Origin of the sequence: Stieleria neptunia (genome assembly GCF_007754155.1) — a bacterium.
GTDB lineage: Bacteria > Planctomycetota > Planctomycetia > Pirellulales > Pirellulaceae > Stieleria > Stieleria neptunia.
In genome coordinates, this window is record NZ_CP037423.1 from 2,494,729 (window position 1) to 2,515,350 (window position 20,622).

13 protein-coding genes are annotated in these 20,622 nt (G+C 60.2%); 7 read left to right on the forward strand and 6 right to left on the reverse strand.

Going from position 1 to position 20,622, the window contains the following annotated elements:
- Positions 1–4 precede the first annotated feature (4 nt).
- Positions 5–523 carry a hypothetical protein gene (locus tag Enr13x_RS08745; protein WP_145385655.1) on the forward strand — a complete coding sequence of 173 codons (519 nt, stop codon included), beginning with the start codon at positions 5–7 and terminating at the stop codon, positions 521–523.
- Between the two features lie 405 nt (positions 524–928).
- On the opposite strand, the gene Enr13x_RS08750 is transcribed toward Enr13x_RS08745, so the two are convergent.
- The gene (locus Enr13x_RS08750) at positions 929–1,834 is read right to left on the reverse strand and encodes an MBL fold metallo-hydrolase (RefSeq protein WP_197455879.1); all 906 of its coding nucleotides are present in this window, start codon (positions 1,832–1,834) and stop codon (positions 929–931) included.
- A 73-nt stretch (positions 1,835–1,907) separates the two neighbouring features.
- Positions 1,908–3,332, reverse strand: a complete 1,425-nt coding sequence (locus Enr13x_RS08755) for a hypothetical protein (protein WP_231744168.1) — start codon at positions 3,330–3,332, stop codon at positions 1,908–1,910.
- Between the two features lie 40 nt (positions 3,333–3,372).
- Here Enr13x_RS08755 and Enr13x_RS08760 point away from each other — a divergent pair, with 40 nt between their 5' ends.
- The 5 genes from Enr13x_RS08760 (at position 3,373) to Enr13x_RS08780 (ending at position 10,090) form a co-directional block, all read left to right on the forward strand.
- Positions 3,373–3,609 (forward strand): hypothetical protein, encoded by a 237-nt coding sequence (locus Enr13x_RS08760; RefSeq protein WP_145385656.1) that lies wholly within the window; start codon positions 3,373–3,375, stop codon positions 3,607–3,609.
- Positions 3,609–4,121, forward strand: a complete 513-nt coding sequence (locus Enr13x_RS08765) for a CAP domain-containing protein (RefSeq protein ID WP_145385657.1) — start codon at positions 3,609–3,611, stop codon at positions 4,119–4,121. Before Enr13x_RS08760 ends, Enr13x_RS08765 begins: the two co-directional genes overlap by 1 nt.
- Before the next feature lie 450 nt (positions 4,122–4,571).
- The gene (locus Enr13x_RS08770; RefSeq protein WP_145385658.1) at positions 4,572–5,480 is read left to right on the forward strand and encodes an SDR family NAD(P)-dependent oxidoreductase; all 909 of its coding nucleotides are present in this window, start codon (positions 4,572–4,574) and stop codon (positions 5,478–5,480) included.
- Between the two features lie 152 nt (positions 5,481–5,632).
- Complete coding sequence (locus Enr13x_RS08775) at positions 5,633–6,385, forward strand: RNA polymerase sigma factor (protein WP_145385659.1); 753 nt, start codon at positions 5,633–5,635, stop codon at positions 6,383–6,385.
- 69 nt (positions 6,386–6,454) lie between these two features.
- On the forward strand, positions 6,455–10,090 hold the full coding sequence (locus tag Enr13x_RS08780) for a protein kinase domain-containing protein (protein ID WP_145385660.1): 3,636 nt from the start codon (positions 6,455–6,457) through the stop codon (positions 10,088–10,090).
- A gap of 45 nt (positions 10,091–10,135) precedes the next feature.
- Here Enr13x_RS08780 and Enr13x_RS08785 read toward each other — a convergent pair whose 3' ends face one another.
- The 3 genes from Enr13x_RS08785 to Enr13x_RS08795 all read right to left on the reverse strand — a co-directional run bounded on the left by Enr13x_RS08785 (position 10,136) and on the right by Enr13x_RS08795 (position 13,797).
- Positions 10,136–11,365 carry a DUF11 domain-containing protein gene (locus Enr13x_RS08785; RefSeq protein WP_197455880.1) on the reverse strand — a complete coding sequence of 410 codons (1,230 nt, stop codon included), beginning with the start codon at positions 11,363–11,365 and terminating at the stop codon, positions 10,136–10,138.
- A gap of 208 nt (positions 11,366–11,573) precedes the next feature.
- Complete coding sequence (locus Enr13x_RS08790) at positions 11,574–12,359, reverse strand: hypothetical protein (protein ID WP_145385662.1); 786 nt, start codon at positions 12,357–12,359, stop codon at positions 11,574–11,576.
- Between the two features lie 127 nt (positions 12,360–12,486).
- Complete coding sequence (locus Enr13x_RS08795) at positions 12,487–13,797, reverse strand: hypothetical protein (protein ID WP_145385663.1); 1,311 nt, start codon at positions 13,795–13,797, stop codon at positions 12,487–12,489.
- A gap of 223 nt (positions 13,798–14,020) precedes the next feature.
- Between Enr13x_RS08795 and Enr13x_RS08800 the strand changes: the two genes are divergently transcribed.
- Positions 14,021–15,082, forward strand: coding sequence for a hypothetical protein (locus Enr13x_RS08800; RefSeq protein ID WP_145385664.1), 1,062 nt, complete (start codon positions 14,021–14,023; stop codon positions 15,080–15,082).
- A gap of 29 nt (positions 15,083–15,111) precedes the next feature.
- Here the strand turns inward: Enr13x_RS08800 and Enr13x_RS08805 are convergent, their stop codons facing one another.
- On the reverse strand, positions 15,112–20,487 hold the full coding sequence (locus tag Enr13x_RS08805; RefSeq protein ID WP_145385665.1) for a tetratricopeptide repeat protein: 5,376 nt from the start codon (positions 20,485–20,487) through the stop codon (positions 15,112–15,114).
- Positions 20,488–20,622 lie beyond the last annotated feature (135 nt).

Here is a 20,622-nt window from a genome sequence, read left to right on the forward strand (position 1 = left end):
TCCCATGACCAATCAAGGCGAAAAAACCGATTCCGCGATTGACGATGTGGAATCGGCGGAAGACCACTCAACTGCGACCGCCCCGCCTGATGGTCAGAGCACAGGGAGGGCGGACACGCCCGCCACGGAACCAGCAACGGACAACGATGACGGTCCGGCAAAATTGCCCCTTGACGGACGGACGTTGAGGCTGCTGGTGTGTTTGTTGCCCGTCGGTGGTTTGGTGGTGGTGATGATCGTGTACTTGGGCGCGACGATTCAAATGAGTTTACCGATTGAATCGAGCAACGCTCTCCGTTCCCAAAGCTTGGATGTGGTGCGTGTCACCACTGTGTTGCTGGGCGGTGTCACGCTCGTCGTGACCGGCGTCTCGTTGATCAACCTTGGCTTGATGAATTCCATCGACGCAGACCCTGATTGGAAAGAGAGCCGACGTTACACACCGATTGCCGGCGCGGTCACGGCGCTGTCACGGCGCTGGCCGGAGCCGCTCTGTTGGGCGCTGCACTGGCGAAGGACGTGAGTTTGTCCGGTCAACGAAACGAGATCAGCGGCAACTCCACTCCCGGTGCGAACGCCGGGACTTTGATCGATAGCACGTCTGGTGAACCGTTTCAGCCGATGGAAGATCTACAGCCAAAGTACTTTTCAAAGTGATCATTCCATGGCCAGTTCGTTGACACTGGATGAGCAATCATCCGAATCAATTTGCTGGTCCGCATGCCCCGCGCCATCTGATACAAAGATGGACGATCTGGGACACTGGATTCTTCGGCGTTGGAGAGATGGCGATGACCGGAGGAAGGGGCAGGAGCATCTTGGGGGTTCTGCGCAGCTCTTTGGTTGCCTCGTCCACGTAATTGGCTCCTGACCCTTTTTTCTCGCCCGACAACCCGGAAGGGCCATCGTACTCGAAAAACCGGTCGTCCTATTGGTCTTCGATGCCGAGCACTGAGTCGGCGACGAAGGCGTTGTTGAGACGTTCTTGGCCGAAGGTGGAGACCGGTCCGTGGCCGGGCAGGAATTGGATCTGTTTGCCCAGCGGCCAGAGTTTTTGGACGATCGATTCGATCAGGTCTTCGGTGCTGCCGTAGGGGAAATCGGTACGTCCCACCGAGCCGCAGAACAACACGTCGCCGACGAAGGCGAAGGCGTCGTCGGGCTGCACCAGCACGATGTGACCGGGGGTATGGCCCGGGCACTCGTAGACGTCAAACTCGATGCCCGACAGTTCGACCTTGTCGCCTTCGTTCAAGTAACGATCGGGCGTGACGTTGGTCGCGCCCACGATGCCGTACTTGCCACATTCGGCTTCGACGGAATCGAGTAAGAACTGATCTTTCGCATTCGGGCCGATGATCGGGACACCAAACTTCTTCTTCAGCGGGCCGGCCGCGCCGACATGATCGATGTGACCGTGTGTCAGCCAGATGGCCGACACGTCGACACCGAGTTCTTCGACGGCCGCGATGATTTGATCGGCATCGCCGCCGGGATCAACGATGGCGGCTTGTTTCGTTTCGGTCGACCAGATGATCGAACAATTCTGCTGAAGCGGCGTGACCGGCAGGATGCTGACGCGGAAACGGGGTTGCGGGGCGGCATCGGGCTGGTCGGTGTCGGTCATCGTTGACGTTTTTTCGTTCGGGGCGTTTCGGTGAAGGATCAGGGGAATGAAACCGCGGCCACACAATCTGATGAATGACGGGGCTGACGATTCGTGGGGCGACTGCTGCATGATCGCCGCGGCATAGTTCAATGCATCGGTCCACTGTTTGTCCAGTACGGCATTCCAGTCGTCACCGTGGAATTCTGCGATTGTCTCGACCAGCACCTCGATCTAGCATGTCGCCGCCGATTGCGTGTCGGCACACGGCGGTTGGGCGGGTTGCGGCGGCGGGCTGCGTTCAATCACCGCCGAGCGCCGGACCGGCTTGGGTCGGTTGCGATTCCAAACCAGCGGTGTTGACCGTGACAACGGAGTATTCATCGTCCTCACCCCGCTGGGCGGATTGATCGACGAACTCCATCTGCACCAACGGTTGCGTGGGGGTATCGCTGTATTGCAAGCCTTGGAAGATCGGCCGACCGAATCGGTTTGTCCCTTCCGATGGCACTTCGGCGAGCGGCTTGCCGTTGCGGAGGATGATGAACTTCTCGATCCCGCTTTGCAGATCCGCTTCCGCTTGCCAACGCAATCGATTGCCCTGTCGCTGAACCGACTTGGGCGGCGGTGGCGGTGACGAATCGGCAACGCGGGTGTCCTTGCGGTACTGTATCCACAACGTCGCGATCGTCTCGTCCGGCAGCCAGCTGGCTTTCAGGGGATCGCCGTCAACGTCGTTCGCCGCCACGGCGGTCGTGCCGGTCGGCTCGGCCAACCAGGCGGACGCCGTGGGCATGGGACGCAGCGAACCACCGGGTTTCTTCGGCAACCGAAGTTCCAGACAGCGGTCCAGCCACGGGATCGCCAGGTAACGCTGGTTCCCGCACTCGTGGGCGGTCAGGGGATCGATTGCGATGCCGAGCAACCCGCCGCGGCCGCGGACCGCGTCGAAGAATTGCAAGTTCGCAGGCCACACGCCGGCAAACCGTCCGTCCTTCACCGTCACGCCTTCTTTTGTACCGGGATTGCACATCATCGGCACGCCCAACGCGGCCTCCGGCAATGTGTGCGGTTTGATGCCGGGGCGATCCGGATTAGGTTCCAGCAGCGGAACGCCCGAACGCAGCCATGCCGCCACAACCCGGTTCGGCCGGATCATCACCATCCCGCCGCACCAGTGACCGCCGCCGCTGTGTCCCCATAGCGCCAGCGGCGCCGATGCGAGCTCGGGGTGGCCGGACAGATTGCCGAGGTCGACCAGCGATTGTTCAAAGGTGGTCACCGATCCGTTGCGAGGGTCACACCACATCTGACAATCCGCTGCCTGCGGTTGCTCATAAGCAGGAGCCAGCAAGGCACAATCGTGTTTCTTGGCAAGGGCCTGCCAGTGTAGATCAAAGGCGCCCGTCAGTCCCGATTTGCACGAGCCTTCGCCACATCCGTGTTGGTGCACGACGACACCTCGCAACGTGTTCACACCCGGGGGAATCCAAATCGTGTAGCTGACCGGGAAGATCAATTCGCCGGGTTTCCGATCGGTGGCGTTCGGATCAGCGGCTTGCTCGGACGCATCGTAGCGGACTCGATAGTAGGGCGGATCCGCCTGGGGGATGACATCGTATGGCGGAGCCTGTGCCGCCAAGGGCAAGGCAGTGCCCAGCAGCACAACGATCAGCAAGAGTTGGCGGGAAACGAGCAGGCGGAGCATCGAGGGCTGGCGGTTCATTCGGTGATGTGGAAATCGATTTGGCGGAGGGGTTTGGGTGGTGGTCAAGAATATAGCACGCCGGTCGGCCCCCTTGGCCCAACGCGGTGTGTTCGCCTGTCCGCCACCCGCCCTGCCGTCGCGCATCGGCCCGTCGGCCGGGTTGTCTGCTCAAGCGGAAGCGTTAGGTTTCCTCGCGGCCACCGATGACGGTGTGCCGCTGACGGTCGGGCCTCGTTCGCCGACGGTCGTTTCATGGACGCTTGTCGCCCCCATCGATGAAAAGGGATTGTTTTGATGAAATCACGTTTGATTCTTCTCGCCGCATTCGCACTGACTTCCGTTGCCATCGCCCAGGGTGGCGCCTTTGATGAAGTCAACGCGTGGCGCCGCGCCGCCGGGTTGCCGCAATTGATCGAAGACCCCGCGATGACCGAATTTGCCAAACGTAAAGCCGAATACCGCGCCGCACGGGGGCTCAAGAACGGGCACCAGGGCCCCTCGGTTCCGGCCGGTTGGACGGAAGGTTGTGGGGAAGCAACGGAATCCTGGGGTTGGCTGACCTGTGCGACCGAATGCGATTTCCGCTACGCCGGAGCAGGGCTGGCGATCGGCGCCGACGGGGAGCGGTACATGGTCTTTGTCGGGCGTGGCGGCAGCGGCCGGGCGCTGATCGATCCGAATCGTTACCCGATCATCAAGACGTCGCATCTGACCCCCAAGCCGTTGCGTGTGGCGGCATCGCGCGTGACCTCGCGGGTGGCCGATTCCACACCCAAACGCTGCCCGAAGTGCGGCCGAGTCCACTAGGCAACGCACGGAAAATTAGTATCGGATCTTGCGAGTGGGATAGGCTTCCAGCCTGTCATTGCAGCGTCGACAGGCTGGAAGCCTATCCCACTTATGTTCCGTGCGTTGCTAGGGCTTCGTCAACTTTTATACTTAGGGTACCGCGGAAAAGGGGTCAGGTACCAAAAATGCGAAGCACCCTGCGGGCCATTTGGTTTTTGGTACCTGACCCCTTTTCCGCTCGCTGGTCACGGTCCTGCACGATATTTGGGCAACCCGATCCGCGATGATGCCGCGGGGCAGACCGTGCAGGGTCGGTAAGGGCGGCGACCGATCCGGGAAAGCGATTTACGGCAAGGGCGTGCCCACTAGGCACCGAGGCCTCCCAACTTAGCCCGGTCGGGTACGGGGTTTGCCCCACACGAGCGAGAGGAGTCTTTTCTCGCTTCGTGCCCCCTTCGCCCCGACCCGATGACCCTGGAGATCCTCGCAAACGCCGATCGTCGTCAGGTCGTGCTGGTGACGGGAGCTTCGGTCGGCTTGGGGCTCGCGATCGGACACCGGCTGCTGGAGGAGCAACGGAGGCGGCGGATCCACATTGTTCTGACGGCAAGAGAATCATCACTATCGCGATTCGGCGAGCAGGGGATTGCCCAATGCGATGACGTATGGATTCGCCCGCTCGATGTCACCAACGCCGACCAACGGCAGTCGCTAGTCGACGAGATCTCGTCCAAGCTCGGTGGTGTCGACATTCTGATCAATAACGCGGGTGTCGCCTATCGTTCCTGTGTCGAACACGTGACCGAACCGGAACGCCTGCATCAAATGAACATCAACTTTCGCTCCCCCATCGAACTGACACGTTGTGTCTTGCCGGGCATGCGAAAAAAACGGTGCGGAAAGATCATCAACATTTCCTCGGTCGGCGGCATGATGGCGATGCCGACCATGTCCGTTTATTCGGCTTCAAAGTTCGCTTTAGAAGGGGCCAGTGAGGCGCTCTATTACGAAGTGAAACCATGGAATGTCTCGGTGACACTTGTCCAGCCCGGGTTCATGCGGTCCGACGCGTTCGAGAAAGTGCCCTACACGATGATGGGTGCCGAAGCCTCGGCGAATTGCGACAACGACTATCACGAGCACTACCATCACATGGAACGATTCATTGCAATGGCGATGAATCGGGCGCTCGCCACTCCCGACTCGGTGGCGAAGAAAGTGCTTCGGGTGATGCGGCGAAAGTCTCCACCGCTGCGGGTCTACGGAAGTGTCGACGCGGTGATGTTTTCCTGGATGCGACGTACCATGCCGAGCCGGGCGTACAATTGGCTGTTGTACCGCAATCTTCCCAAAGTGCGTCAGTGGGGACGGCGTTGAACGCGGACGAGGACAACCTTGCGCCGACACGACGTGGGGCCGCCGGCTGATGGGCCTTCATTCCGGCACGCTTTCCACCTGAATGCGTCGTCGTCGGCCGCAGCCGGTGATACACTGAAAGCGTTGGGGCCTGCAACGTTTTGGGGAGACCGATGACTCGCAATCGACGCGTGACGGTGAGTGAATTTTGTCGTTTTCCGACCACGCGGTGGACATTGGTGCGGGGGGCGTGCGATCGGGTCAGCGAAGATCAGCGTCAGGCACTCAACGAGGTCTTGAGTCAATACTGGCCTGCGATTCGCGCGCATCTGGTGATTCGAAAGGGAGTCGACCCGAACGACGCGGACGATTTGGTGCAGAGCTTTGTGACTGATAGCGTGCTCGACAGTGACCTGCTGGCGGCGGCCGATCAAGACCGCGGCAAATTCCGCTCCTTGCTCGTCAAATCGCTCGAAAACTACTTGGCAAACCAACTGCGTCGCCGCAACGCCAAGAAACGCCAGGCGGAACGGGCCGTCAGCCTGAGTGATGAGACGCTTTCGAATCAGAACGCGACGACCAACACGCCCGACAAGATCAGCGAAACCGCTTGGGCTCAAGAAACACTGGCGATCGTTCTTCAGCAGATGAAGGACGAATGTCACGCAGACGGCCGCGAAGACCTGTGGACCGTCTTCCAGGGTCGGATCTTGGGGCCGATTTTGGATGGGGCCGAACCGACACCCTACGACGAAATCGTACGACGCGGCGCGTTCGAGTCGACGACCCAGGCGCAAAACGCTCTGGTCACCGCCAAACGGATGTTCTGTCGAACGATGCGATCGTTGTTGCAGGGCCGTGGTGCAGCCGAAGCGGACGTCGATGCCGAAATCCGTGATTTGGAGCAGTGTCTCTCGGCGTACTAAACAACGTACGGAAAAGAAGTGTCGGTCCTTCATTGGCGGTATTGCACCAAACCTTTCCTTGTGAATCCCATGATGTTTCCCGGCTATCAACTGCTGTCGCAACGTGGTGCCGGGAAGGATGGCGTCGCTTATCTGGCACGGCAGGCGTCAACGGGAAATCTGGTTCAGCTGAACGATCTGACCGCGGCGGCGGCCAATCCACGCCGTTGGGTTCGGCTCTCTCGGCAGTTGCAAAAAATTGCCCTGCTCGATCATCCCGGCAGCCGACGCTTGATCCAGATCCATCTGGACGATGAACCGCGATTTGTCGTGTTGGGTTCCGCGTTGTCGCAAACGCTTGCCGATGGTCTGGACCAACCATCGATCCAGTGGCCGCAGACGATGGGCATCTGTGTCAGCTTGGCCGAAGTGTTGATGCACGCTCATGGCTTGGGGGTTGCTCACGGCAAGCTCTACCCCAGTCGCATTGGGCTGAGCGATGCCGGCGAACCGGTCATCGACTTCACCGAGTTCCTATCGCTCGGTGTCTCGTCTAGCGCGACACATCGCTTTGATCAAGCGTGTGTGCCGACGTCATCCGATGCGGGGGCTGTCGACCGAGCCGCCAACGACATTTTTGCGCTCGGGGCGATCGTGTCATGGTTGCTCGGCGTTGGGCAAATCGGTGAACGGGGCAACCAAATGGTATCCGGATTGGCCGATGGTGATTTAGCGGCACTGGAGTCACTGGTCGAATCGATGATGGCCGAAGATCCGTTGGATCGCCCCTTGGCCGATGAAGTCTGCCATGAACTCAACGCCCGCCTACCGCCCGCCTCCGCAACGCGTGGATCGACTTATGCTACGGCGGCCACGTCAGAATCGATCGGAACCGGCGGCGAGGAAGAAGGAGACACGATCGATCTGAAACGGTCCGCTCCCGGTCCGTGTGACCCAGGCGACCTGGGGGGACGGCGATTGGGCCGATTTCAAATCGAGCGTCGGATCGGCTCGGGGGCGTGGGGATCGGTGTATCGAGCGATCGACTTGGCCGATGGCGCCACGGTCGCCGTCAAAGTGCTGCATCCGGAACATGCCCGGTGCAAGGATGTGGTCAAGCGATTTCGCGACGAGGCACTAATCCTCTCCCGTATCGACAATCCCCACGTCGCAAAACTGCTGGACGTCAATTGCCAAGACGGCGTGCACTATCTGGCGATGGAATTTGTCGACGGACCCAACTTGGCAACGCTGCTGGCCCGATACGGAACGATTGACGAGCACCACGCGCTGCAAATACTGTCGGATATCGCGCGTGCCTTGGTGGAGCCTCACGCCGACGGGGTGGTCCACCGTGATGTCAAGCCGGCGAACGTGATTGTTCAAGTGCGCGAGCCTGGTGGTGCAGAGACGCTGGGTTCGGGTGACATCAACCTCGTCGCTGTGACGCTTGTCGATTTCGGGCTCGCGCAGGACTTGTTCAACGATGTCGCTGAGGCCGACGGCGGCGATAACGCGGCACCGCGGTCCGTCGTGGGGACGCCCGCCTACATGTCGCCGGAGCAATGTGGTGGGGAACCGGTCGGACCCGAGACCGACGTCTATGCCATGGGGGCGACGCTGTTTCATCTGCTCGTCGGTCGACCTCCGTTTCTCGGCGACAACATTCAGAAGGTCATCGATCAGCATCAAAACCAGCCGGCACCGCGCGTCACGGACCTTCGAGCCGGGCTGTCTGATTCACTCGCTGACGTCATCGATCGGACGCTCGCCAAACGGCCGGTGCTGCGACACGCCGACGCCGAGGGTTTGTTGACCGACGTCGATCGACTCTTGCGAGGCGAACCGGTTTCGATCGAAATGCATCCGATCGCACCAGGGGACCACGACGCCGCGATGCGGTTTCGGTTCGAGTGGCCGCTGAAGTCCGCTCCGGCTGCGCTGTGGCCACACGTCTCCAACACCGAACGGTTGAACCAGGCGATCGGGCTTCCCGTGGTCGACTATTCACCGCAGGTCGACGCGGAAGGCGGTGTCACGCAGTCGGCCCGAGCGGAGCGTCTGGGGATGGAATTCGAGTGGCAGGAGCACCCCTTCGAGTGGATCGAAGGAAAGCAACTGGCCGTCTTGCGTGATTTTCAATCCGGGCCTTTCAAATGGATGATCAGCATGGTCCAGTTGCAGGGTTCATCCGACGGCGGAACGCATCTGGTGCACCAAGTCATGGTCCAGCCGCGCAGCGTGCTCGGCCGCGCCGCTGCCGCGTTGGAGGTCGGTGTCAAAGCCAAACGAGCGCTCAAGCGGGTTTATCACCATATCGATCGTTCGCTCACGGCCAAAGACGTCGACGATCCGTTTCGTCAGCCCAACCGACTAAAGCTGGCCCGCCGACGCCGGCTGGGAATCCTGACCGATCGTCTGAACACGCGAGGTTTGGACCGGCGGGTGATCGAACGATTGGCCCACCACATCGAGAAAGCACCCGCGCAGGAACTGGCGCGGATCCGACCGCTTGCCTTCGCACGGCAGTTCGCCCTGTCGGATGATTCGGTCGTGGAAACCTTTCTCGCCGCGGCGCACGAGGGGTTGTTGGTGTTGTATTGGGATCTCCTTTGTCCGATCTGCCGCATCCCCTCGGACATCAAAGAAACGCTGCGGGAGTTAGAAAACCATAGTCATTGTCCCGCCTGCAACCTCGAGTTCGAAGTCGACTTTGCCCATTCGGTCGAGTTGATTTTTCGCGTCAGTCCCCAGATCCGCGAAGCCGACGTCAAAACGTACTGCATCGGCGGGCCGGCCCATTCACCGCACGTCGTCGCCCAGATTCGGATCGAGGCCGGAGAGCGGTTTCGTCTGGACCTCTCGCTCGACGTGGGAAGCTATCACCTTCGTGGGTTGCCCTGCGGGTTGGCGATCGATTTCGACGTCGGACAGCCCGGTGAAACGTCTCGCTGGGACGTGGACGTTGATGCGCGGGAATCGTCTGCCGATCCGGAGAGCGGGGATCCCGAGAGCGGGGCCGCGGCGATGCCGGCTCCGGAGATGAAGTCCGGTCACCAACGTCTGATGCTGACCAATCGCTCGCCGCGTGAGCAAGTCATCCGTGTCGAACGACGCTCTCCCCGAACGGATGTGTTGACCGCCGCCCGCGCGTCGACGTTGCGTTCGTTCCGTCAATGGTTTCCCGGCGAGATTCTTGCACCCGGCCAGCTTGTTTCAGTCGGCGCGATGGCATTGATGATGGTCTCGATCTCGGACGGGGCACAGGGCAGCGAGGTGGCCGATGCGATCGCCGGTCAAATGTTCTTGGGGCTCACCTCGGAAGTCGTCGCGCGACACGGCGGGGCGACGCTACCGGGATCAGCGGATCGAATTCGCGTCGGATTCGAGGATCCCAGTCAAGCGGTGCTGGCGGCGCTCGATCTGCATCAAGCGTTGCTCGCCGATGGATCGATCAAGAACCGGCTGATGCGTGTGGCACTCGATCATGGAGGATCGGTGGCGGTGACCGTTCAAGACCAAATCGATTATTTAGGCGAAACGTCGAAAGCGGTCGAGCGGATGTTTTATCATGCGCGGCCCGCTGAACTGACGCTGTCGATCCGCGCCGCAAGCGATCCCGTGGTCGCCTCGCTGACCAATGAGCGGGACCTCGTCGGGCAGATCGATTCGATCGAAACGGACGATCATGAACCGACGTTGATCCATCGTTTTCGACTCCCCTAAGCCCGTTTGTTTTGCCACTTCTTCCCGCGCCCAGCTCAGCGTGCCCTACCGCACGCGGCACTTGAACTCGATCTTGGCCGTTTCGCCGACGGCCAGCGGCTCGGCGAGCGTCCACAGCATCCGCACCGAACCGGCGGCGTTGCCGTGCGTCGTGAACTCGGCTTGGCGATCACAGTTTTGGGAGTCTTCGATGTACTCCAAGCGTCCGACCAGGCTGTCCGCGATTTCGATGTTGCTGACCGCAGAGTCACCGACGTTCCGCACATGGATGGCGAAACTGACTTCTTCGCCCTGCTGTGCATGATGCTTGTCGGCCACCTTCATGATTTCCAGACGACCGGCATCCGGGAAATCGTATTCGACGAACCCTTCAACCTTGGCATCACGTGTCAGCACCGGCGGCGTCATGCTTTCGATCATGACTTCCACCGCATCGCGGATCATCCACGATTGGGCGGCGACGGCACCTTGTTTCAGGATCGCGATTTGCGATTCATCCAAGCGATTCAGCGAGATCGCATCGAGTGTCGCCAGAATCTCCAAGGCGTCTTCGGCCAGCAGCGGTTGCACGATGCCTTCGACCGGAACACCGCGATTGCGATCACGCATCGCGTCGACGCGTCGTGCGACATCCGCATGAGCCAGTTCTAACGTCTCGCCGACCACCAAGCTCGGCTGGGTCAACCCAATCCCGTTGGGCCCGACCGGTTGAAAGGTGCCACGCAGGCCGATGGCTTTCTCGCCGGCCACCGCGCCGCTGACTTGGCGAATCGCGCCAAAGCGGGGTGAGTACAGGCAAACGGGATTGCTGGCCTGGACCGCGATGTCTCCCGCTTCGGTCGTGTAATGCACCACGGCATCTTGGGGTTCCAACCCGCCCACGCGGTCATTGATCATCACGCGGGCTGCCGGTGGGGTGTCACCGCCGTTGCACAAGAACTCTTGCGGATCATACGGCTGGCCCATCGTCATGACGGGATAGGCGGGCGCGCAGGTTTGGCATTGCCCTTCGTCGGTGCTTTGGATGCATCCTTGGCAGACACCGGCCGGATCGTCGCCGCGATCACTCAATCGGCCAAAGTAGCCGACCTGTGCGATTTCGTTTTGCTGCGGTTGGATCGATGAAGTGGTGGAGACCCCGGGGACTGCAGGCGTGTGACCGCCGGGATTCATCTTCGGCGTCGGCGATTGATGGATGCCCGGCAAGTGCGGCGTTCCCGGTAACCTGAATCCCTTGGTCGCCGTCGGCGACTGACACCCGACAAGGACCACCATCGTTCCCAACAGTGTCCCTGCCGCGAACGTGCCTCGACAGAAAGATCGGCAAGATACAAAGCGGTGAAACATGGTCGATTGAGGTTGAAGGTGTATCGGGAACAAAGCGTGTCGTCCACGTCCGTGGTCCAAACGCACGGTTGGTGTGCGGTGGGGCGAGGAGTGAAACATCGGACGCCGGTTCAACGGATCCGTGCAGCGGCTGCGTTCAAGGTGTTTCGGGCATCGGTTCGGGCTTGTAAATCGGCGCCCATGCGGGAAAGCCGAAGTAGAACTGGGAGGTCAGTGCCGGATTCCGCGGCGGCGACTTGGATCCCAGACGTACGATCGCGACGGGGCGGCCGAACGAATCGGCTGTTGCGAGCGCGTCTTGGTCCAACGGGATATCGATCGGACGCGACTCGGTGCGTTGCTGGGCAAGCGGAATGGCCGTTTGAGGATCTTCCAGATAGACGACCCGGGTGACCAGATTGCCGTCCAGAGCTTCCTGCAAGTCCGATTCGTTCAGGTTGATCGGGATCGGGTAAAGCGTTTCGAGTCCGCGTGGCGGATAGATTCGCCCGATCAGCTCGACCGTCGGATAAAGTTCAGCGCCGATGGCGTCGGGGATGCCGGTGATGCGAAAGCGGTACACCGCACCGACCATCAAGCCGGCCATCAGATCCGGTTCCTCTTCGCTGTGGCTGCCCGCCAGCGGCAAGGAAAACTTGGTGCCGGCGGGTCCTGAGAAGGCGACGGGTTGGAACGTGCCCTGCTGCATCGTCACCGCAGCCGGACTTTGCCAGATCGCACCCGGCGGTAGTGATTTGTAATACAGCGGATGTCGGCCGCTGGTGTCGAGCGGTTCGGTCGCTGCGGCGACGCTCTCGAACGCGACGCTGCTGAACAAGGCGATCAGCAAGGCCAGGACGAACATCCAAACCAACGCCGCAGTTCGGTTGCTCGATTCGGCCACGTCGATCGCGATGGCGGCGGTTTTGGGCCTGGTATGCATGGCGTTCGGCTTGGTTTGCATCATGGGGTCCACTCAAACGTGGGCGTCGGTCATCCGAAATTCAGATGCCGACGCCGCGTGCTTTCAACAGTTACCTCTTCAGCCCATCATCCTGCGGACCCTGCGATCAGGGTTCGCAATTCGGATCGACTGATTGACTACCCTGCAACAGGGGACGTCCCGCCGGTGCACCCGGGTGGATGTTCTGCTCGGTGATCCGCACTCGGCTGACCGGGTTGGGATAGCTGTAGCCGGGCTGATGCCGAACGGTCGTTCGCATGGTTTCGACGGGCTGGGGAATATTCATCGGGGTGCGGTTCCGCATCACGTGTTTCTTCAATCCCGCGGGGGCCCCCAATGGAATGTGCGGCGGTCCGGGCAACCCGATCGGCGTGCCGCTCATCGGCATGCCGTACTGGGGTGCGTTGACGCCGGCGATCATGCCCGGCAGCTGCGGCGGCATCATCGAACAGGCACCGCCATCGGGTCCACAGCCGCTGGTTGACGCGGGTGCGAACGGTGCGGGCAGTCCGGCGATCGGCGGAGACATTCCCAGTCCCATGCCGCCCGAGCCGGGCATTTCGATATCTTTGTCACCGAGTCGGATGATCGCCAGGATCGAACCGCGTCGGTCGGCTTCGACGATCGGATCCACGCCCGGATCCAAACGTGTGCTCACCAGCGTATCGATTCCCGCCAAGGCCGGGCCTTGGAAATCCGGATCGGGCAGGTACAGCACCTTGGTCACGAAGTTACCGGTGACCACTTGGTCGAAATCCTCTTCATCGAATTGAAGCGGAATCGAGTTGTGGGCAAGGTAAGCCCCGGTACGAGGATTGGCATAGGCCAATTCGATCGTCGGGTACAGTTCCACGCCTTCACGTCCCGGGATGTTGGTCAGCTTGATGCGGAACAAACCTCCTTGGGGAAAGTTTTGGCGGGCGGGGACGATCAACGGTTCGCTGTCGAACATGCCGCTGCCGCTTTGGTCGTAGCGAACTTGCATGCCCTCGGGGCGTCCAAAGGTGACTTGAACGGCTTGATTGATCGGCGCGGCGACCATCATGCCGGGGCCGCCGACCATCGGTCCGCTGGATCCGTCCATGCATCCGCAGGCGGCACCGCCGCCATGCATCCCCTGGACGAATCCGACTTGTTGAATTTCGCTCTGGCTCAGATCTCGGCCTGCGGCGGCGAGTTCCGACGGGAGTTCCGCGGGAACCTTGTTGGCCGCCATCATGCCGCCGGGTCCGGCCGGAGCGTTCATGGCACCGGCGTACGGTGGTGGTCCCAAAACGCCGGGGCCGGGGCCTCCGACTCCAGGACCGGGCTCCATCATTTGTTGCGCGGGCGGTAAATTGTGGCGAGTCGGTACGCATCCGGTCGCGACCATCGCACCAGCCGCAATCAGCGACAAGTGAGTGACGAATCGTTTCATCTTTTCCCCCATTCCTTGGGTAGCACCGCGCTCGAATGCGGTTTGCGGGGTCGGTCCCCGCCTGGGCTGAAAAATCAAAGGTAGTTTCTCGTGCACGATCTGCCTGGACGTGTGACCCGAATCGCATCTACGATTCGCGCCACGCAACGGACAGGACGGCCACGTGATAAACCCATCGGCACGTTGCGTCCTGATTCTTTGGAAAAATCGCCATAACCCGACCATGAAGATCGATCGACACGACCGCGATCAGCCGAAAGGCCCCGTGAAACTCCGTTTCACGCCGCCGATGCGCCCCTTCGCCTTCGCTTGCGTCCTCGTCGCGATGTTTGTCGCTTCTCCACTCGGTGGACAGCCGCCCCCAGCCGACCCCGCCCCGCCCATTGAACCTGCTGTCGAAAGTACGGGCGATGGCTCAGGCGATGACTCGGCTGACAGCGTCGCCGACCAGCAGCGCGCCGCCGCACTGATCGATCAAGTCATCGATCGCTTGGCCAATGGGGCCGCCTTTGATTGCAAAATTCGACAACGTGTTCGAACCTCCGGCCGCGAAGTGCTCGGCGTCGGGACCTTTCTGCAGGTCGGCGGCGGCACCGGACAGTTTTCTTTTCAAATCGAAATGCACGATGGCACCGGAAAACATCGTCTGCAACAAATCAGCGACGGACGGCTGGCCTGGACCCGCACCGAGGTCGCCGGCGTCGTCTCCCTCAGCCGTGTCGATGTGGGTTGGCTGGACGAAGGAGCCCGGACGCTACGCAGGAACGACCGCATCAAACCGAGCATGATGGTCGGGGGTCCGTGCGAAATGCTGGATAGCATTCGCCGAGACTATGACTTGAAACTCGGCAAAAGCTCGCTCGCCGGACGGTCCCTGTTGGTCGTCATCGGCACGTTGAAACAAAGTCGACGCGACGAAATCACCGCGCTGGTCAACGGGGCCGAGTTGCCGGCACTGTTTCCCACACGCGTCAACGTGGCCATCGCCCAAGACGACGACCCCGAAATCAACTTCGGCAAAGGCCTGCCGATTCGAATCGAGCACTTCAGCGATCCGATCGCCTCGTCCGATGCCCCCCAACAGGAACTCCGGTCGACGCTCAAAAAACGCCAGATGATCTCGTTGCTGGAATTCTATTCGATTCGTCCCGTTGCCCCTCCCCCGATCCAACGTTTCCGCTTCGAAAACCAGGACACCGAAATCGATTTCGTCAACGAAACCGGTCGCTACGAAGACCGTTTTAATATCCGTGTCAGCGCCAAAGAACGCGAACGGTACCGCTGAATCGCCGAACCTCTCGCCCACGCGTTCGCTCAATCCCGCTTCAACAATTCCACCAATCGGGGAAAATTCGACCGCTCCGATTCGGGGATGAACTGCTTCAACAACGCGAGTTTCTTGGAGACGTCCGGATGCGTCTGGATCACGTGCCTGGCGAATGCTCGTTGAGTCTCGCTGAATTCGTCGCCGGAGCGGATGCCGATCACGTTGCAAAGCGAAAACAGCGAATGCGGGGTGACGTCCATCGCCAACAGTCGCGAGTAAATTGCCGAGGGATATTTCGAGATTTCCGCCGACTGGGCGAACGCACTCCAATGCGATTTCCACAGACCGGGGGCTTGCTCGAACGCGAACAGGTACGTGATGGCGGCTTGATGATACTTGCGTTCCGAAGCGAGTTGGTTGGCTCGGGCGACCATCAATTCGGGCGTTAACTGTTCCTGATCAATGGCTTGCTTCCAAATCTGTATCGCCTTCTCACCTTGATCGGCGCGTTGATACAACTCTGCCAATGCGTCCACGAAGCCATCAGGAATCGGCGCGTCGGGGGTGGTCCCAAGACCGATTCGCCGCTCGAACATCGAAACCAGTTGGTCAATTCGACCGGCACGGATCAGGATCTCCATCGCTTGGCGAGACACCGCGGACCGTAGAATCTTTCCGTTGGCCATGTGATCTTGAAGGATCGAATAAGCGACCTCCGACGCCGTGGTGCGATTGCCGTCGATCAACAGGGATTGGGCCATTCGCAGTTGATACAGATCATCTTGTCGCAACAAACGCGACGCCTGCATCCTGCTTTGTGGAGCCATGGCCCTCGGACCCGACTGGATGTCCAGCCCCATCTCTGCCACGAGCTTTTCCATCGCCGTGCGCGTGGCATGGTCGACGTGCAGCGTGAGGATCTGAGCGGCCGTACCGCGAGCCGATTGCAAGGCGCCGAAACGCATCGCCAGATGAAACTTGGCCAGTTCAATTTTCAGCTTCGACTGGTCATCGGTCGTCTCCATGTTGCTCAGCCGCGCGAACCCTTGGTCGGCTTTGGAGGTTTCCATTTCGAACCGCGCCAACTCGATCTGCAGGTCCACATCCCCTGGATACCTTTCGCAAAGCCACTGCATCCTCTGGTAACAATCAGCGGGCTGGTGCATCCACCACGCCGCATACGCCGCGACCAACTGGCGCAGTTTCAGTTCTTGTTCCGGCGCTCCTTCCAAATCACGTTGAAGCTCTATCCACCAACCCTCCGACTGGGAATCCCCGGCGGCGTTCCAACGACGGGAATTGTTATTCAATGCCAGTTGCTCGATACCGTGAATCAGATAGTCGTCGATCAGATGTTTGGAAAGTGTTGATTGCCAACCGTGCTGCGAAACACGCCGATTGGGGAAGCTCAAGACCGTCATGGAAGCCGTGGACGTGATGCCCTGTCGTTGGTGGGCTGGTTCGTATTGGCGGACGAGCGAGGCGACGCTGAGTGTTTTCTGGTTCAGCGTGTTTCGATGAGTGCAGTGGGCCAACCAGGCATCAAGGAGAGCCGTCTGATGGCGCCGTTGGAATTCGAGTTCCGAGGGCACGGTGGGTGCAAGGAGCCAGGTGATGACTTTGTTGGCCTGCAATTCTTTCAGCAAATCGGGTTGTGGATCGCGGCGTGCGATGTCGGTCAACCCGGCGACAAGTTTGTCGGCATGGGGCACGTCGTTGTCCCAAAGCGCCAATTGGATATCCGCGATGGCAACCATCAAACGGTTCGGTTGCTGCGCGGGATCACGATTCAGTGTCGGACTTTCCTTTCCGGCGAGCCGAAACTCACGCATCATGGTGCGATGCAATTCGAGCGTTTCCCCGATCTGCTTCGTCGTCACGACGCCCGCACGTCGCATTTGCTGCCGTGCCGCGACAACCTTTGCCAAGATTGCCAGTTGGCGGTCATCGAGTGACTTCAGGCGGCGCGACGACCCATCGCCTTCAACGCTCAGACGCTTCTTCCTGGTTTCTAATGCCTTACGCCATGCCGGGTGCTCCCCTGTCGGGTCCACTTCCGCCATTCTCCAAAACAACGATTCCGGTGGGCCGCCGGATGTACCGGTCAGCGAGTTCTTTAGACCATAAAATGCGAGCTTCTCTTCGAGCTTGCCCAGATCATCGATCTGATCCAGCGGCGGCAGGGGGAACAATTCGTCAATGACTTCGTGCGGCGTTTGCTGTTTGCCGTCGCGGGCGTTCTGTTTGCAGCGGCCAAGCACACTGATCGCACGACAGATCCAGCGCGCTTGATGGAAGTCTTCCGGGATCATGTAATCCTTGACGACGGGCGGCACCGGGACACCGACGGCACGGGGCGAGTCCACTTTTCCCAGCAAGTTACCCAGGAAATACGTGAAGCTACGTTTCGGTACCGTGACCGTGCCCGCATTGGCCCTGCTGGAACGACTGACTTTCGCGGGCAATCGAATTGTGTAGTTGCCCGACAAACCCGTGCCGGATGCCTGAGAGCCTAGGCATGGGGGCGGTGTATCGAGCCGCATGTCCAACGTGTCAAACTCGCCGGCCATGCGGATCGCTTCGGCGAAACGAGCGTCGTCGGTGTCGCCGGCGGTTTTGAACAGCAATTGAGTATGAACACACTGGATTCCCCACCACGCCGGTTCACCTGCGGTCACGATCCGGCACAGTTCGATGGCCTGTTGGTGACTCCGATTGGCCGCGCGATCGATGATCTTCATCGCCCGTTGTGGATCGGTTGTGACCGCCAGTTCGCGTGCGAACAATTCGAAAGGATCTGAATGGCCGCATTGGGCATGAAGTTCCGCCAACAAGTCATAGTCGTCCGGTGTGCCCTTCAGGTCGGTCAATCGACGCTGATACTCCATCGCGGCCTGGAAATCTGACACCGCCATCAGACAGGTGACGGTCTGGCGGATCAGATCATCATCGTTCGGGTTTTGATCCACCAATTGCCGCAACAGAAATCCCGCACGTTTGAAATTGCCGATCGATTGCCAAAACGATGCGATCATCCGCTGCGTGTGGTAACGGTCCTTGGTCGCCAACGCAAATTGTTCCAGGCGTCTTAGCAGCTGCCCCGATTCTCCACGCCGCTCGTACAGTGGAACCAACAATTCCAGCAGCTCGTGACGACGATCCCAATCGCGTTCCAGTTCGATCGCTTCCCAATACAGTTGGATCGCCGGATCGGTCTGGAACCGTTCGGCGTAGTGCTTGGCCAACGTCAGCCGGTTCAGATTGTCTCGCGGCGCCAAATCGATCGCGTTTCGCAGTGCCGCAACCGCTTCTTCATCGCGACCGAGTGCGAACGCCAGTTCGGCATAGATTCGATAGGAATCAGGTGCACCCGGAGCGACGCGGATCAAGGCGCCGGCGGCGTCGATCGCTTGGTCCAAATCGCCGAGTTCGTTGTGCAGCGTCACGATCCGACGCCGGTACGTTGTCTGGAACCTTCGGTCCAATTCCGCCAAACGCTCGAAATAGCGGATCGCGTCCATTCGCCGCTGTTGTTGCTCGGCGGTCTCCGCCGCAACGAGTAGTGTTGCGACATCGTCGGGCGCCTGCTCGGCCGCGGCTTCGATCGTCAGGGCGGCGCGGGACAATTGATTGTCGGCAAGGTACAGCAACGCCAGAAGCAAGCGGTTCTTGACCGAGGGTTCCTGATCGGCGGTTTCTGCGATCTTTTCTCTCAGTATTCCGGCTTCGGTGTAGGCCGTGATTTGGTCACGAAGCACGTGTTGACGCTCGTCTCGCGTTTCGGCGATCGACTCGGCCGCCTCCAGTTGCGCGATGGCTTGGCGGTAGGCTTTCGCGTCCAGCAGGGCACGGGCGTAGCGGAGCTGTTGATTGAAAGTCAGATCGAACGACGACGCCTCCTGCCACGCCTGGAGTGATTGAGAGTTGAACTTGAACGCCGCAAAGATTTCCGCCAACCGAATCAACGACTCGCGATTCCGCCGCGGCCCGGCCGCGATCGATCGCCATACTTCGATGGCCTCGTCCTTCCGCTTAAGTGAATGAAGCTGTTCACCCAGGTATTCGCGATAGGGTGTCGAATCGGGGGCCAGTTCGACCGCTTTGCGGTACAGGGCAATGGCGTGTTCCGTGCGGTTGATACCGGCCAGCAATTTGGCGACGCGGACATGCAGAACCGGATCATCGGGACGCGACTTCAATAGGCGTTCCCAGACGGCAACCGCGGCGTCACGTCGTTCGTCGACTTTCCGGTCCGCGTCACGTAACAACAGACGGCCCCAGCGAATGAAGTGATCGGGGTTGTTGGGGTCTAGACGGACCAGGGCTTCGAACTGCGGTGATGTTTCTGCCGGACGATCGGCGCGATCCAGAATATCGATCAAGGCCAGACGTGCGGCAACGTCGCCCGGAGCCCGATCGACGGCGGTCTGCATCGTCTGTCGGGCCAGATCCAAACGCCCGGCAAGTGTTTGGATTTGACCCAGTCGAATCCGCAACGACAGGTCATCGGGCAACCTTTCCACCTCCGCGGAATAAAACTCGATCAGTGCATCGAATGAGCCATCGTGGAGCAATCCCGCCTCCAGCCGATCACGGACATCGCGATACAGCCAACTGCCCGGACGTAGTCGCCGCAACAGGGATTTTAATTGTTCGTTCGCCAGTTCGGGGCGATCGAGCAGACGCTGCAATTCCGCCGTCTGGATTTGAAAACGAAGTTTCTGTTCGGCGTGCTCCGTCTTGCGCACCAGTTGGGTGTATTGTTCCAAGGCCGGTTCGTACAGTCTTTCATTGACCAAGTGACGGGCGACCCGTTCAGCGATCGTTTGATCGCCGGGGAACTGTTGTTCGAGTTGTTTCCACGTTCGGATCGCTTTATCTTGGTGGCCCGATTGAGCATAGAGTCGACCGAGTTGCAGGTAGATGTCCACCGCGTCGACGCGTCCGGGGCCTCGTTCGATCGAGCGTTTCATGGCCTCGGTCGCTTCGTCGGTTTTCCCCGTCGCTTGTAACGCCTTTCCCAAATGAAAGCTCGCCAGGGCGTTGTTTTCCAACCAGCGTTCGGCCTTGCCGAGCGCCCCGATCGCATCGTCGTACAAGCCGCGGCGGAGCTGAATCAACCCGAGCGTCATCTGACGCTCACCGGCACGCTCGGCGGTTTCGGCGACGTCGAGCGATCGAAGGAAATCGTCGAGCGTGCGATTTTGCAGATGGTGGCTGTACACGCGATCGAGCGCGATTCCCGGTCTCGGCCGCCGCAGCAGCACCTCGGTGAATCGCTCGATCGCCTGGTCAGCCTCGGCAGCCGGGCGTTGGGCCAGGACGCCACATCGATCGGAAAAGAGCATGCCACAGATCGTGAGCAGACAGACCAGCAGGGCAACACGCGGCGATCGGATTCGAGAGCGATTGTTTTGCGTCATCGTCGTGGAAATTCCTCTCCGAACTGCGCCGCTGCGACATCGATACGAGCACGACAATCAACGATTGTACCGATTCAGCGTACCAAGATCACGCGCCACTGGCTGACCAGCATGTCGATTGAATCGGGATTTGCG

Excerpts from the sequence above, each read along its gene's own strand:
- Enr13x_RS08745 (WP_145385655.1), top strand. The coding sequence starts at position 5 with ATGACCAATCAAGGCGAAAAAACCGATTCCGCGATTGACGATGTGGAA.
- Enr13x_RS08755 (WP_231744168.1), bottom strand. The coding sequence starts at position 3,332 with ATGAACCGCCAGCCCTCGATGCTCCGCCTGCTCGTTTCCCGCCAACTC.
- Enr13x_RS08765 (WP_145385657.1), top strand. The coding sequence starts at position 3,609 with ATGAAATCACGTTTGATTCTTCTCGCCGCATTCGCACTGACTTCCGTT.
- Enr13x_RS08770 (WP_145385658.1), top strand. The coding sequence starts at position 4,572 with ATGACCCTGGAGATCCTCGCAAACGCCGATCGTCGTCAGGTCGTGCTG.
- Enr13x_RS08775 (WP_145385659.1), top strand. The coding sequence starts at position 5,633 with ATGACTCGCAATCGACGCGTGACGGTGAGTGAATTTTGTCGTTTTCCG.
- Enr13x_RS08780 (WP_145385660.1), top strand. The coding sequence starts at position 6,455 with ATGATGTTTCCCGGCTATCAACTGCTGTCGCAACGTGGTGCCGGGAAG.
- Enr13x_RS08785 (WP_197455880.1), bottom strand. The coding sequence starts at position 11,365 with ATGGTGGTCCTTGTCGGGTGTCAGTCGCCGACGGCGACCAAGGGATTC.
- Enr13x_RS08790 (WP_145385662.1), bottom strand. The coding sequence starts at position 12,359 with ATGCATACCAGGCCCAAAACCGCCGCCATCGCGATCGACGTGGCCGAA.
- Enr13x_RS08795 (WP_145385663.1), bottom strand. The coding sequence starts at position 13,797 with ATGAAACGATTCGTCACTCACTTGTCGCTGATTGCGGCTGGTGCGATG.
- Enr13x_RS08800 (WP_145385664.1), top strand. The coding sequence starts at position 14,021 with ATGAAGATCGATCGACACGACCGCGATCAGCCGAAAGGCCCCGTGAAA.
- Enr13x_RS08805 (WP_145385665.1), bottom strand. The coding sequence starts at position 20,487 with ATGACGCAAAACAATCGCTCTCGAATCCGATCGCCGCGTGTTGCCCTG.